Origin of the sequence: Streptosporangium sp. CA-135522, assembly GCF_050949235.1 — a bacterium.
Classification (GTDB): Bacteria; Actinomycetota; Actinomycetes; order Streptosporangiales; family Streptosporangiaceae; genus Streptosporangium.
Genome location: NZ_CP192026.1, coordinates 397,016 through 409,242 on the forward strand (window position 1 = coordinate 397,016; position 12,227 = coordinate 409,242).

Genomic DNA, 12,227 nt, shown 5'->3' on the forward strand with positions numbered 1-12,227 from the left:
GAAGTTCCCCGGACGGCCATCGGTCGTTCGCCGGACGTTGGGCGGGGCTCGTTAGCGTCCCTGGGCTGTGAGTGTCGCCACCCCGCTCCGGGTGTCCTTCCGCCCCTCGGCCGACCGGGACCCGTTCTTCGACAACGCCAAATTCCTGGCGATCGTCCTGGTCGTCTCCGGCCACCTCGTCGAGGGCCTGCGGGACGTGCCGCTGGCGCACGCGGCCTACTTCTACGTGTACCTGTTCCACATGCCGCTGTTCATCGTGCTCAGCGGCTACCTTTCGCGGAACTTCACCTTCTCCTCGGGCAAGGCGCGCAAACTCATCAGCACGCTCGCCGTGCCGTACGTGATCTTCGAGCTGGTCTACGCGCTGCCCCGCCTGATCCTGTACGGCAAGCTGGACGTCAGCCTGCTCGACCCGTACTACCTGACCTGGTTTCTGATGTCGCTGTTCCTGTGGCGGCTGTCCACCCCGGTCTGGCAGCAGCTCAGGTGGCCGCTGGTGGTCGCCGTCGCGCTGTCGCTGCTGTCGGGGACGAGCCGGCTGCCCGACGAGCTGTCGATGAACCGCACGCTCGGGCTGCTGCCCTTCTACGTGCTCGGGCTCATGCTCCGGCCGGAGCACTTCGTGTGGCTCAGGCGGCGATGGGTGCGCGTCGCCGGGGCGGTCACGCTGGCCGCCGGGGCGCTCGTGGCGCTGGCCGTGCACGCCGAGGTGAAGACCGAGTGGATCCGCTGGCGGCACGCCAACGACGCGATCGGGGTGGACGACCTCACCGGCAGCCTGATCAGGCTGGCCCTGCTGGCCGCGGGCGCGCTGCTGGTGGCGGCGTTCCTGGCGGTCACGCCGTCCCGGCGCACGTGGTACTCGGGGCTGGGCACGGCGACCATGTACGCCTACCTGCTCCACGGCCTGGTCGTGAAGATCGTCGAACGGTTCTACGGCGACTGGGCCGCCACCCTGCCGGGTGTGGTGGTCGTCGCGCTCTTCGGGGCCGGGCTCGCCGCGCTGCTGTGCACCGAGCCGGTGCGGCGGGTGACCCGCTGGGCGGTCGAGCCCAGGATGAGCTGGGCCTTCACCCGCTTGCGGAAGCCCGCCTGAAGAGGTGACGCGCCCACAGCAGCGCGATCACCGAGATCAGGACGAGGCCGCCCCAGTCGAGCACGGTGCTCAGGTGGACCTGCGTTTCGGTGACGTCGGGGATCTGCCCGACCCTGAGCGCGCTGAACTGCCACGGCCGGCCGGTCAGCACCAGCGTGAGCGCGACCGCGATGCCGTACATGGAGTTCCAGAGCGCGTGCAGCAGCGACACGCCCAGGTAGGTCAGGACCACGCCGCGGGTGATCCGCCAGCGGCCGTCGTGGCCGGCCGCGAACAGGACGCCGCCGGTGATGGCGGTCCACAGGCCGTGACCGACCGGAGCCAGGACGCCGCGCAGGATCTCGGTCTCCACGAGCTGCCGCAGTGACGATCCCTCCCCGCTGAACAGCGCGTTGAAGGCGTAGCCCGCGCTCTCGAACGCCGCGAAGCCGAAGCCGACCGCCGCGCCGAGCACCAGGCCGTCGAAGGTGGTGCGCCGGCGCATCTTCCTGGCCACGAAGGCGAGCGCCAGCAGCTTGACGCCCTCCTCGATCAGGCCGACGCCGACGTAGATCAAGACGGAGGGCTTCAGGAGGTAGGCCTCCAGGATCGAGGCGCCCAGCACGCCCAGCACGCCGCCCACGAGGAAGGTCGTGAACAGCAGCTCGACCGTGACGTAGCGACCGCGACCCTTCTCATAGGCCCACACGACGAACGTCACCGGGACCAGGAAGCTGCCGAGCAGGATCACGGCCGGGACCAGGTTGGTGTTCTGGGTCCAGACCGTGACGACGACCGTGGCCGCCCACAGGGTCAGGCCCGCCAGGAAGATCTGCAGCCATGGGCGGGGTCCGGTGCGCCCCTCGCTCGCCGTGCGGTGACCGTTCACGCCTGCAGCTCCTCGCTCGTCGTGCGGTGGCCGTTCACGCCTGCAGCTCCTCGACCGCGCGGTAGGCGGCCGTGATGGCCGCGTCGGCGTAGGCGGCCGGCACGGAGTCGGAGTTGGCGATCGCGATCCGGCCGGCCCGCCGGCGGGCCAGGGCCGCGGGGAACGGGCCCCGGGGGTAGAAGTCGAGGTCCCACGGGGTGGCGTACTCGGGCGCGTAGCCGTGCCCCCACCGGTTGACCGTGATCGCCTGGATGTCGCGGCCCGGGTCGAAGCCGCCCGGGCCGAGCAGGCGGGTGAGCTGGTCGCGGATGCTGTATTCCAGGTAGTCGTAGGGGGTCTTCATCAGCCGGTAGCGCCCGGTGATGGAGCCGCTGGCCGGGGACATGCCCGGCGCGGCGGGGGTGGAGATCATGTGCACGTTGATCGGCTGGTCCGGGGTCCTCGGGCGCCGGTAGTCCCCGATGCTCACCGGGTAGTCGAGCTCGGCCACGCACCAGTAGGCGCCGGTGAAGCGGGTGCGGCTGACGCCGATCCGCCGCCATGCCTCCCAGCCGCGGAGCTGGACCGTCGAGTACAGCAGCGGCACCTTGACCGCCTTGCGCAGCGCGTCTTTCTGGGCGGGCGGCAGGTCGCCGACGAGGTAGGGGATCACCATGTTCCAGCAGGCCATGATCACGTTGGCGGTCCGGACGGTCCTGACCCGCTCCCCGTCGAAGTAACCCACCGTGGCGCTGGTGGCCGTTGCGGGGTCGCCGTCGTTGGCGGCCGAGACCACCGGGCTGGACAGGCGGATGCGAACCTGGTTGCGGGGCAGGTCGAGCCGGTCGTAGTCGAACGTCGCGGTGCTGACGTCGTCCATGCCGGTCGCCGTGGTGAAGCCCGGAATCATCCGGCCGATCATCATTCGGACGATCGCCTGGTTGCCTTCGGGGAAGTGGTAGATGTACGGGTCGTCCGCGCCCCAGCCCTTGATCATGCTCGGCGAGTTGTACCTGGACGGCCTGGAGCGGTCGAGCCCCAGGCCCTGGAACCCGGCGTAGTTGTGATCGTCCGCGCTGCCCCAGGCGTCGATCGCGCCGAAGGCGTCGGAGCCGTAGCCCCACTCGTCGTTCGGCATGGTCTGGACGAACCGCAGCACGTCCGGGTGGACCTTGCAGACGTCCTTGAGGAAGTCCGAGTAGGTCAGCCCGGCCAGGCGTTCTTTCTTCTGGCCGTCGGACAGGCCGGGGAACCAGTCGGGCGGGTTCCCGTAGAGCAGGAGCAGGTCCTTTTTGGCCTGCTCGGCGATGGGCAGCTCGGCGATCCACCGGGGAGCCTTCTTCCCCGGGGGGAGGACGACCAGTTTCTCCCGGGTGAAGCTCTCCCGGTCGCAGAAGACGCTGTCGTGCATCTTGAGGTCCGGGTAGAGCCGCCGGTCGAAGTACTTCTCGAACTTACGGACCTTCACCCCGATCTTGTCGAGCAGGTCCTTGCCCTCCGGGGTCCACACCGAGGGCGCTTCGATCGACTGCGATCCGCCGTAACCGATCAGCGGTCCCCTCCGGCCCTCCGGGTGGAACTCGTTGCGCCGGGCGTGCCCGCCGACCTCGTCGTGGTTCTCCAGGATCAGTATCCGGGCGTCCGGGGCGCGCTCCAGCCACCTGTGGGCCGCGCTGACACCACTGATCCCCCCGCCGACGACGACCAGGTCGTAGGACTCGCCGGTGGGTTCGGGGGTGCCCGCGTATTTCCAGAACCGATCGTCCCGGAGGGCGTGGGCCACGCTGAGCGCCTGAGGGGTGTTGCCCTGCAGCCCGGTGAGCACGGGCGGGTAGCTGATCTCGGGCGGCACCTTCAGGCCCTTGGTGCCGATGGCGTCCTGCCAGTCGGAGTCCGCGCATCCGGCCAGGGAGCCGAGCGCCGTCACCCCGGCGGCCACGGCCACGCCGTCGAGGAAGTCACGGCGGGAGATGGGCCGGTCCATGCCCAGCTCCCGGGCCCTGCGCGGGGTGATCTCCGGGGAATCGGTCATGGGGCGATCATCACGAGCAGGAGGAAAGGACATGGCCGCCACACGGCGTTTCCGGCAAACTTTTGCCCGCCGTATTGGAACGCTATTCGTGATATCCGAAGAATGGACGCCGCGGTATGCCGCCGGCGGTCCGGCAATACTTATAACCTGCCATAACGGCTAGTGAAATCAGACATATCAGGGTAGCGTCCGCGTTCGGGGTTCAGTGGTCGATGACGGTGCGAGGAGCCTCGTGTGGTGGGTAAGCAGGGCAGGGTCACCGGCAGGATCGGTCCCGGCCTGGTCGGGGAGGTGATGGTGGCGGTCCGCGGGGGCGTCGAGGCGTTCTACGCATACGCCACGCTCCCCGACGAGGAGATCCTCACCGGCTCGATCGTCGTCGTGGTCGACTACTTCCCGCCGCGGACGGTCTATGTCGCCCGCGCGCTCGTCTGACCCCTTCCCTGTCCTTCTCCCTCCACCGCGGAGACTGCGATGCCTACGGAGTATCTCGTCATCGGGGGCGCCGCTCTTGTCGCGCTCCTCGTCCTCATCATGCTGTTCAAGGCCGTCTGGCGGGTGGCGGAGCCCAACGAAGCGCTGATCATCTCCGGCCTCGGCGCGCGCGGCAGGACCGAGCTCACCGACAGCCTCGGATTCAAGATCATCACTGGTAAGGGCACCTCCGTGCTCCCCGGCTTCCAGACCGCTCGCCGCCTGCGCCTGGACAGCCGCGCGGCCAACCTCCAGGTCTCCTGCGTCACCCAGCAGGGCATCCCGGTGGTGGTGAAGGGCGTGGTGATCTACAAGGTGGGCGACGACCTGCACTCCATCGCCAACGCCGCCCGCCGCTTCCTCGACCAGCAGGACTCGATGAACGGCGCCATCCACGAGCTGTTCACCGGCCACCTGCGTTCGATCATCGGCAACCTGACCGTCGAGGACCTCATCCTCAACCGCGAACGGCTGACCGGCGAGACCCGCGCCTCGGCCGCCGACGAAATGATCAAGCTCGGGCTGATCGTCGACTCCCTGCAGATCCAGGAGATCGAGGACGAGACCGGCTACATCACCAACCTCGGCAAGCCGCACGCCGCCAAGATCGCCGCCTCTGCCCGCATCGCCGAGGCGCAGCGCGACCAGGAGGCCACCGAGGCCGAGCAGATCGCCGCCGCCAACAAGGCCGCCGCCTGGCGCGACGCCCAGATCAAGCAGGCCGCCTACCAGGCCGAGATCGACGAGGCCCAGGCCCGGTCCCGCCAGGCCGGCCCTCTCTCGGAGGCCTCGGCCCGCCAGGAGGTCGTGGTCCAGGAGACCCGCGCCGCCGAACTGGAGGCGGCGCTGGCCGAGCAGCGGCTTCAGGCCCAGGTCCGCAAGCCCGCCGACGCCAGGGCCTACGAGACCGTCACCCTCTCTCAGGCCGAGCGTGACGCCCGCATCGCCCAAGCCGAGGCGGAGGCCCGCGAGACCGAGCTCCGCGCCGCCGCGCAGGCCTCCCAGGTCAAGCAGGCCGCCGCGGCCGAAGCGGAGTCGGTACGGCTGCGCGGCATCGCGGCTGCCGAGGCGACGAAGGCCACCGGTCTCGGCGAGGCGGAGGCGGCCAAGGCCCGCGGCCTGGCCGCCGCCGAAGCGGCCAGGGCCCAGGGGCTCGCGGCGGCGGAGGCGGCCAAGGCGAAGGGTCTGGCCGAGGCCGAGGCGATCCGTGCCCGCTCCGAGGCCCTCGCCGAGAACCAGGAGGCGGTCATCGCCCAGCAGCTCGCCGAGAACTGGCCCCAGATCGTCGAGGCGGGCGCCAGGGCGTTCGGCAACGTCGACCACATGGTCGTCCTCAACGGCGCCCAGGGCATCGAGGAGATGCTCGCCAAGGCCCTCACGCTCGGCGGCACCGGCCTCGGTCTCGCCCGTTCCCTGCTGAACGGCGCCACCCCCGGTGCCACCGCCGGCACCACCCCTGGCACCACCGCCGGCACCACCGCCGGCACCGCCTCCGGCGGGGCCGGTCCCGAGACCAACGGCAAGGCCGTGGACCCGGCCCCCTGAGACCGTCGGCCCGGCTCCCGACGCCCGCCGACCGTGTTCGGAACAGTCTCTACGGCCACTCTTCAGCGCAGGTTATTGCATGTCCGATATATGAGATCGGAGTTACATTCAAGATCGCTGGGTGACATGATCACTTTGTCGGCACGGGCTCCTGACCAGCCCGTCGAGGTCTTCACCTTCGTTTTCTGGAGAACCCCAGCACATGAAGATCCGCAGTGCCATCGCCTCGGCGATGGCAGGTCTCACTCTGATCGGCGGTGCCGCGCTGGCCGCGGCGGTCCCCGCCGAAGCCGCGACGGCCACCACGATCGATGTCGGCTACACCGTCCGTGAGGGCGGCTACTGGAAGGGATCCGGAAGCTACTCCAACGGCTCCGGGCAGTACGCCCGGGCCTGTGTAGAAATCTGGGTCGACAGGCTGGCCCTGCCCGACAGCAAGCTCAGCGGCGCGTGCCGGACCACGTCCGTGGGCAGCGCGCAGTCGTGGAGCGCGCCGTCGGTGCCGATCAAGTTCTGGCCCGGCGACGAGATCTTCACCCGGGTCCAGGCGTTCGACGCCTACAACAACGTCGTCGCCACCAAGATCTCCAACAGGATCCCGGCCACCTGACGAGGACTCCCCGGCGCCGGTACGGCCGGCCCCGGTGGCGCCGGGGCTCACGGTCTCGGGCATGGGCGGCTGGAACCCGCCCATGCCCGAGATCGGGTTCGCGACCTCGTCGTGAACCCGCACCGCGATTCCTGTGAACAATTCCTTAACGAAGGATATCCGTTCCGGCCGTTCCATGATCCGGCACCTCGTTCCGGTGCCGGCGGGGCCGTCCGGACCGCGGACGTCCTCGTCTTCATTCTTGGAGATCCACCGCATATGAAGATCCGCAGCGCAATCGCCACGGGTGGCCTGAGCCTCGCTCTGATCGGAGGTGTGCCGTTGACCACGGCGACCCCCGCCGCCGCGCTGGCCACCCAGATCGACGTCGGCTACACCATCCTTCAGGGCGGCTACTGGAAGGGATCCGGAAGCTACTCCAACGGCTCCGGGCAGTACGCCCGGGTCTGCGTCTCCCTCTGGAAGACCTGGGAGGGGCCCGACAGCCAGCTCAGCATCTCCTGCCGGGTCGCCTCCCAGGGAACCTCGCAGGCGTTCAGCGCGCCGTCGGTGAAGTGCACGCCTCTCGTCCCGCACGTCTTCATCTCCACCAGGGTCCAGGCGTTCGACGCCAACAACAGCGTCGTCGCCACGAAGACGTCCAACCAGATCGGCGCGGGTAGCTGCTGACCCGGATTCGCCGACCCGGATCCGCCGGTTCCGGGCCTCACCGGAACCGGCGGACCGCCGGGGCACGCGCCCACCGCACGCCACAGGGCGAAACGGTCAGGACAGGAGGGGTGCCCCCTCACGTGCCCGGCGGTCACCGCGCCACAGGAAGACGGCGATCGCCGCGAGAATCAGCAGGCCGAGGGGCGCGTAGATCTTGACGAACAACTGCGGCCAGAAGCTCGCCTGGACCCCGGGGTCCCCCTCCACGAACATCCGCAACATCCAGTAGGACGGTGCGAGCAGGATCAGGGACAGCGCCGTGAAGCCGAGTCTCTCGTACGGTGACCACGTGCCGCGCCGGGTGCGCCCGGCCCAGAACACCAGGAGCGGGACGCACCACACCCAGTGGGCCGGCCAGGTGGTGGGGGAGACGAGCAGGCCGGTGACGGCGCAGGCGACGATCCCGGCGTGTTCGTTACCGCTTCTGACGGCCCGGCCCGCCACCGCCAGCCCGCCGATTCCCACCACGGCGCTGATCGCCAGCAGGAGCCACGGGGAGTGCGCCTCGGGAGCGGGCAGCCGCAGGAGCATGCTGCGGATCGACATGTTGTAGGGGTTCGCGCTTTCGGAGACTCCGCGCGAGGCGTCCAGGAATGTTCCGCTCCAATATGTCCGGGAGGCCCCGGGCATCAGCAGGAATCCGATCGCGACGGTCGCGGCGAAGCTCACGGCGGCCACGGCGGCGGCGCGGAAGCGGCGGGTCGCCAGGAAATAGAGGATGACGATGAGGGGGATCAGCTTTATCCCCGCGGCGACGCCGACGCCGATACCGCGCAGCCTTCCGCGGTCGTGGAGCAGGTCGTCCAGGATGACGATCATGAGGATGAGGTTGACCTGCCCGAGCGAGAGGTTGCTCAGTATCGGGGACAGCGGAAGCGCCGCCACCGTCACCGCGAGAGTCAGGGTGGCCCTGCGGCCACGGGGGCCGACGCCCACGGCGCCCAGCAGCATCCAGACCACGCCCTCCAGGGCGAGCACGGAGAGCAGCGTCCACAGCGCGTAGGCGGCGTTCGCCTTCAGCAGTCCGAGAGGGGTGAACAGCACCGCCGCGAACGGCGGATACAGAAACAGCAGGAACTGGTTGTAGGCGGCGTCGTACGGTGATCCTCCGTGGAGCACGGTCGTCCCGGCTCCGTGGAAGACCCCGAAGTCCACTCCCCAGAACGTCGTGCCGTGCAGGGCGAACGCCACGGCTGCGGCGACGACCGCCAGCAGGACCCCCACAGCCGCCTGCCGGGTGAGCGCGGTCTCGCGGGCCGGCGCGGGGGCCGTTCCCGCTCGGGTGGCGGTCATGCCGAGGGTCTCGTGTCTTCCGCGGCCGGTGCGGTGGCACCGTGTCCCCCACGGTGTCTCCCGCGGTGTCCCCCGCGAGCCGGGCCGTCGCGATGCGCTCCGGGGAGCGGACGGCCGGTCCGTTCCAGGGCGGTGGCTGTGTCGTGTCCGGCCATTCGATGGCCTCCTTGGTGCCGTCCGGCGTTCTCGCGGGTTTCTCGCCTTCCCGCGGATCGTCGGCCGCCTTCCGGGAGACGATTCGTCACGGGCGAGTGATGCCCTCATGGTGAGCCTCCCGGAAACGCCCCACACCTTCCTGGTTGCTCATTCAGTCAGACGTCGCCGCCGCGCCTTCCGGGAAAACGGATGGGCGTGGCCGGCGCTGGAGCGGCCGGGCGGGCGGCCTGGCGCAGGGCCAGGTGCCCGGCGGTGCCGGCGGCGGACGCGACCAGGAGCGTGGCGAGCTCGAGGGGCCGGGCAGGCCGGTGGACCGCCGCGCGGAGCAGGGACAGCGCGCCGACGGCGGGCACGGAGTAGAGGCCGAACACCAGGGGGCCCGGGAGGTGCTCCGGCGCGGGCGAGCCGCCCTCTCCGGTGAAGGCGCTCAGCCAGCCGGCCCTGGTGTTCAACCGCGTGATCAGACCCGCCGCGGCCAGACCGGCCGCGGGCGGCGGGCACCAGGTCCGCAGGAGCGCGTACACGCCCAGCGCGCCCGCCGCGGGCAGCGCGCCGGCGACGCCGAACGCCAGCGCCCGGCGCAGCCCGGCCCGGCTCCGCGCGGCGAGCACCGCGTCGGGGTGGGTCGGCCGGGGCATGGGCCGCGACGGCAGCCCCGCCACCCTCGCCCCGCCGGTGGCCTTCGCCAGCGCGATCCGGAGCAGGCCTCGCAGGTTCACCGCGGCCGTGCCGGCGAGCCCGACCCGGCTGTCGACGTCCTCCACCCAGTCCACCGGCACCTCGTGCACCCGCAGGCCGTTGTGCTCGGCGAGCAGCAGCAGCTCGGTGTCGAAGAACCAGGAATCGTCCTTGACGTGTCGCAACAGCGGGCGGATCACACTGGTCCTGGCCGCCTTGAAGCCGCACTGCGCGTCGCGGAACCGTACGCCGTGGGTCAGCCGGAGCAGCGCGTTGTAGCCGCGGGAGATCAGCTCCCGTTTGGCGCCGCGGACGTTGCGGGCCCCGGGGGCCAGCCGCGAGCCGATCGCGATGTCGGAGTGACCGCTGGCCAGGGAGGTCACCAGCGGCAACAGCGCGTCCAGGCCGGTGGACAGGTCGACGTCCATGTACGCCACGATGTCGGCGCGGCTGTCCGACCACGCGGTGCGCAGTGCGTGTCCCTTGCCCTTGCGGTCCAGGCACAGCACCCGCACGTGCGATCGCCGCCGGGCGATGGCCCTGGCGACCACGCGGGTGCCGTCGGTGCTCGCGTTGTCGACGATGGTGATCGTCCACTGGAACGGAAACCACAGGCCGAGGTAGTCGTGCAGGACGGCGATGCAGCCCGGCAGCGCCCGTTCCTCGTTGAACACGGGGATCACGATGTCCACGCTCACCGAGGAGATCGCCGACATCGCGGGTGCGGCGGGAACCGTTCGCCGGTTCCGGTGTCGTCTCGGCACCACACGCAGTGCCGGCGCGGGAGCGTGCATCGCTCCTCCTTGAAGAGATACCCCAAGGATGCGGCCGTGGATTCGGCGGAGCTACTTCGACCGTGCCCACTGCCGCGCCCGGCCGCCCGGCGCGGCGCCGTCACCGTGCCCACCGCCACGGCCCGCCCGGCGCGGCTCGGCACCGTCACCGTGCCCACTGCCGCGCCCGGCCGCCCGGTGCGGCGCCGTCCCCGCGCTCACCGCCACGGCCCGCCCGGCGCGGTTCGGCGGCGCTACCGCGCGTTGTAGCGCTCCCGCCGGACCGTCGCCTTCCGTCCCTTGATGGTGCTTCCCCTCAGGCCTTCGATCACCTCGTCGGCGGCGGAGGCGGGGACCTCCACGAGCGAGAAGCGATCGGAGATCTCGATCGCCCCGATCTCACGCCCGCTGAGGCGCGACTCACCCGCGATCGCGCCGACCAGGTCCTGCGGCCGGATCCCGGCGCTGCGCCCGGCCCCGATGAACAGGCGAGTCATCCCGCCCGTCGGTGTGGAGCCGCGCCGCTGGTCGCGTCCGCCGCTCTCACGTCCGCCGCTCTCGCGACGGCCGCGCCGGTCCGGCCCGGCCGCCAGGGAGACCTCGGGAATCTCCTCCTCGTCGGCCGCCGCCCCGCTGGCCTCGTGCGCCAGCTTCACCGCGGCGAGCGCCACCTCCATCACGTCGAACTCGTCGGTGAGCGTCTCGACCACGACGCGGAAGCGCTCCAGGTCGTCTTCCAGGAGGATCTCGTGCAGCGAGGCGCGCGTCAGCTCCAACTGCCGGGCGCGCAGGTCGGCGACGGTCGGCACCTTCTCGACGATGATCCGGCGCTTGGTCACCCGCTCGATGGTCTTGAGCATCCGGTGTTCCCGCGGCTCCGCCAAGGTGATGGCCACGCCCTCGCGGCCGGCCCGGCCGACCCGGCCGACCCGGTGCACGTAGGACTCCGGCGCGGAGGGGACGTCGTAGTTCACCACGTGGGTGAGCTGCTCGATGTCGAGCCCGCGCGCGGCCACGTCGGTCGCGACGAGCAGGTCGGCCGTCCCGCTGCGCAGCCGTCCCATCACACGGTCGCGCTGCTCCTGGCCCATCCCGCCGTGCAGCGCCTCGGCGCGGTAGCCGCGTCCGTTCAGCGTCTCGGTGAGCTGGTCGACCTCGTCGCGGGTGCGGCAGAAGACGATCGCGGCCGTCGGCGCCTCCACGTCCAGGATGCGCCCGAGCGCCGCGGGCTTGTGGGCGCGCGGGACCACGTAGGCGGTCTGCCGGACGAGCGGGGTCTCACCCGGGGCCGCCGTCTCGCGGCCGATCTCGATCCGGACCGGGTCGGTCAGGTGGCGGCGAGCCATCCCGTTGATGCGCGGCGGCATCGTCGCCGAGAAGAGCACCGTCTGGCGGTCGTCGGGCGTCTCCTGGAAGATCGCCTCGATGTCCTCGGCGAAGCCCATGTCGAGCATCTCGTCCGCCTCGTCCAGGATGACCATCTTGAGGTCGTCCAGCCGGAGCGTCCCACGGCCGATGTGGTCGAGTGCCCGGCCGGGCGTCGCGACCACGACGTCGACCCCCTGCTGCAGCGCCCGCAGCTGCCGGCCGATCGGCTGCCCGCCGTAGATGGGCAGGATGCGCGCGCCCAGGTCGCGGCCGTAGTGGTGGAAGGCCTCCGAGACCTGGACCGCCAGCTCGCGGGTGGGCACGAGCACCAGCGCCATCGGCTCGGCCCGCTCACCGTCCGTGTTCATCCGCTGCAGCACCGGGAGCGCGAACGCGGCGGTCTTGCCCGTTCCCGTCGCCGCCTGCCCGAGCAGGTCGCGTCCCTCCATCAGGGGCGGGATCGCCTCGCGCTGGATCGGGGTGGGCTCCTCGTAGCCGAGGCCGGACAGCGCGCGCAGGAGCTCGGGCCGCAGCGCCAGGTCGGCGAAGCCGCTCGTGTCGTCGGTCGTGTTCAGGGTCATGGTCGGGCTCCTCGTTCCGGGACGGACGCGCACGGGACTCGCGCCGGCCACACGTTCCACCCC

Annotated in this window: 11 protein-coding genes; 6 read left to right on the forward strand and 5 right to left on the reverse strand. The window is 70.9% G+C overall.

Going from position 1 to position 12,227, the window contains the following annotated elements:
* Positions 1-67 precede the first annotated feature (67 nt).
* On the forward strand, positions 68-1,096 hold the full coding sequence (locus ACQPYK_RS01960; RefSeq protein WP_433249205.1) for an acyltransferase family protein: 1,029 nt from the start codon (positions 68-70) through the stop codon (positions 1,094-1,096).
* Here the strand turns inward: ACQPYK_RS01960 and ACQPYK_RS01965 are convergent.
* Entirely contained in the window at positions 1,071-1,964 is an 894-nt protein-coding gene (locus tag ACQPYK_RS01965) for a PrsW family intramembrane metalloprotease (protein ID WP_433249208.1), read from the reverse strand. The two genes, ACQPYK_RS01960 and ACQPYK_RS01965, sit on opposite strands and share 26 nt — an antisense overlap.
* A gap of 34 nt (positions 1,965-1,998) precedes the next feature.
* Positions 1,999-3,975, reverse strand: a complete 1,977-nt coding sequence (locus tag ACQPYK_RS01970) for a twin-arginine translocation signal domain-containing protein (RefSeq protein WP_433249211.1) — start codon at positions 3,973-3,975, stop codon at positions 1,999-2,001.
* 234 nt (positions 3,976-4,209) lie between these two features.
* Between ACQPYK_RS01970 and ACQPYK_RS01975 the strand changes: the two genes are divergently transcribed.
* From ACQPYK_RS01975 to ACQPYK_RS01990, 4 genes are all read left to right on the forward strand, one after another.
* Positions 4,210-4,410, forward strand: coding sequence for a hypothetical protein (locus ACQPYK_RS01975; protein WP_433249214.1), 201 nt, complete (start codon positions 4,210-4,212; stop codon positions 4,408-4,410).
* Between the two features lie 39 nt (positions 4,411-4,449).
* Complete coding sequence (locus ACQPYK_RS01980) at positions 4,450-5,994, forward strand: flotillin family protein (protein ID WP_433249217.1); 1,545 nt, start codon at positions 4,450-4,452, stop codon at positions 5,992-5,994.
* Between the two features lie 202 nt (positions 5,995-6,196).
* Positions 6,197-6,604 (forward strand): hypothetical protein, encoded by a 408-nt coding sequence (locus ACQPYK_RS01985; RefSeq protein WP_433249220.1) that lies wholly within the window; start codon positions 6,197-6,199, stop codon positions 6,602-6,604.
* 258 nt (positions 6,605-6,862) lie between these two features.
* The gene (locus ACQPYK_RS01990) at positions 6,863-7,273 is read left to right on the forward strand and encodes a hypothetical protein (protein ID WP_433249223.1); all 411 of its coding nucleotides are present in this window, start codon (positions 6,863-6,865) and stop codon (positions 7,271-7,273) included.
* Positions 7,274-7,369: 96 nt separating this feature from the next.
* Here the strand turns inward: ACQPYK_RS01990 and ACQPYK_RS01995 are convergent, their stop codons facing one another.
* Positions 7,370-8,608: a glycosyltransferase 87 family protein gene (locus ACQPYK_RS01995; RefSeq protein ID WP_433249226.1), complete on the reverse strand. Its 1,239-nt coding sequence runs from the start codon at positions 8,606-8,608 to the stop codon at positions 7,370-7,372.
* 311 nt (positions 8,609-8,919) lie between these two features.
* Complete coding sequence (locus ACQPYK_RS02000; RefSeq protein ID WP_433249229.1) at positions 8,920-10,236, reverse strand: dolichyl-phosphate beta-glucosyltransferase; 1,317 nt, start codon at positions 10,234-10,236, stop codon at positions 8,920-8,922.
* A gap of 36 nt (positions 10,237-10,272) precedes the next feature.
* Between ACQPYK_RS02000 and ACQPYK_RS02005 the strand changes: the two genes are divergently transcribed.
* Positions 10,273-10,485: a hypothetical protein gene (locus tag ACQPYK_RS02005; RefSeq protein ID WP_433249232.1), complete on the forward strand. Its 213-nt coding sequence runs from the start codon at positions 10,273-10,275 to the stop codon at positions 10,483-10,485.
* On the opposite strand, the gene ACQPYK_RS02010 is transcribed toward ACQPYK_RS02005, so the two are convergent.
* Positions 10,470-12,164, reverse strand: a complete 1,695-nt coding sequence (locus ACQPYK_RS02010) for a DEAD/DEAH box helicase (protein WP_433249235.1) — start codon at positions 12,162-12,164, stop codon at positions 10,470-10,472. The two genes, ACQPYK_RS02005 and ACQPYK_RS02010, sit on opposite strands and share 16 nt — an antisense overlap.
* Positions 12,165-12,227 lie beyond the last annotated feature (63 nt).

Coding starts and splice junctions, on each gene's coding strand:
- ACQPYK_RS01970 (WP_433249211.1), bottom strand. CDS start 3,975: ATGACCGATTCCCCGGAGATCACCCCGCGCAGGGCCCGGGAGCTGGGC.
- ACQPYK_RS01980 (WP_433249217.1), top strand. CDS start 4,450: ATGCCTACGGAGTATCTCGTCATCGGGGGCGCCGCTCTTGTCGCGCTC.
- ACQPYK_RS01985 (WP_433249220.1), top strand. CDS start 6,197: ATGAAGATCCGCAGTGCCATCGCCTCGGCGATGGCAGGTCTCACTCTG.
- ACQPYK_RS01990 (WP_433249223.1), top strand. CDS start 6,863: ATGAAGATCCGCAGCGCAATCGCCACGGGTGGCCTGAGCCTCGCTCTG.
- ACQPYK_RS01995 (WP_433249226.1), bottom strand. CDS start 8,608: ATGACCGCCACCCGAGCGGGAACGGCCCCCGCGCCGGCCCGCGAGACC.
- ACQPYK_RS02000 (WP_433249229.1), bottom strand. CDS start 10,236: ATGCACGCTCCCGCGCCGGCACTGCGTGTGGTGCCGAGACGACACCGG.
- ACQPYK_RS02010 (WP_433249235.1), bottom strand. CDS start 12,164: ATGACCCTGAACACGACCGACGACACGAGCGGCTTCGCCGACCTGGCG.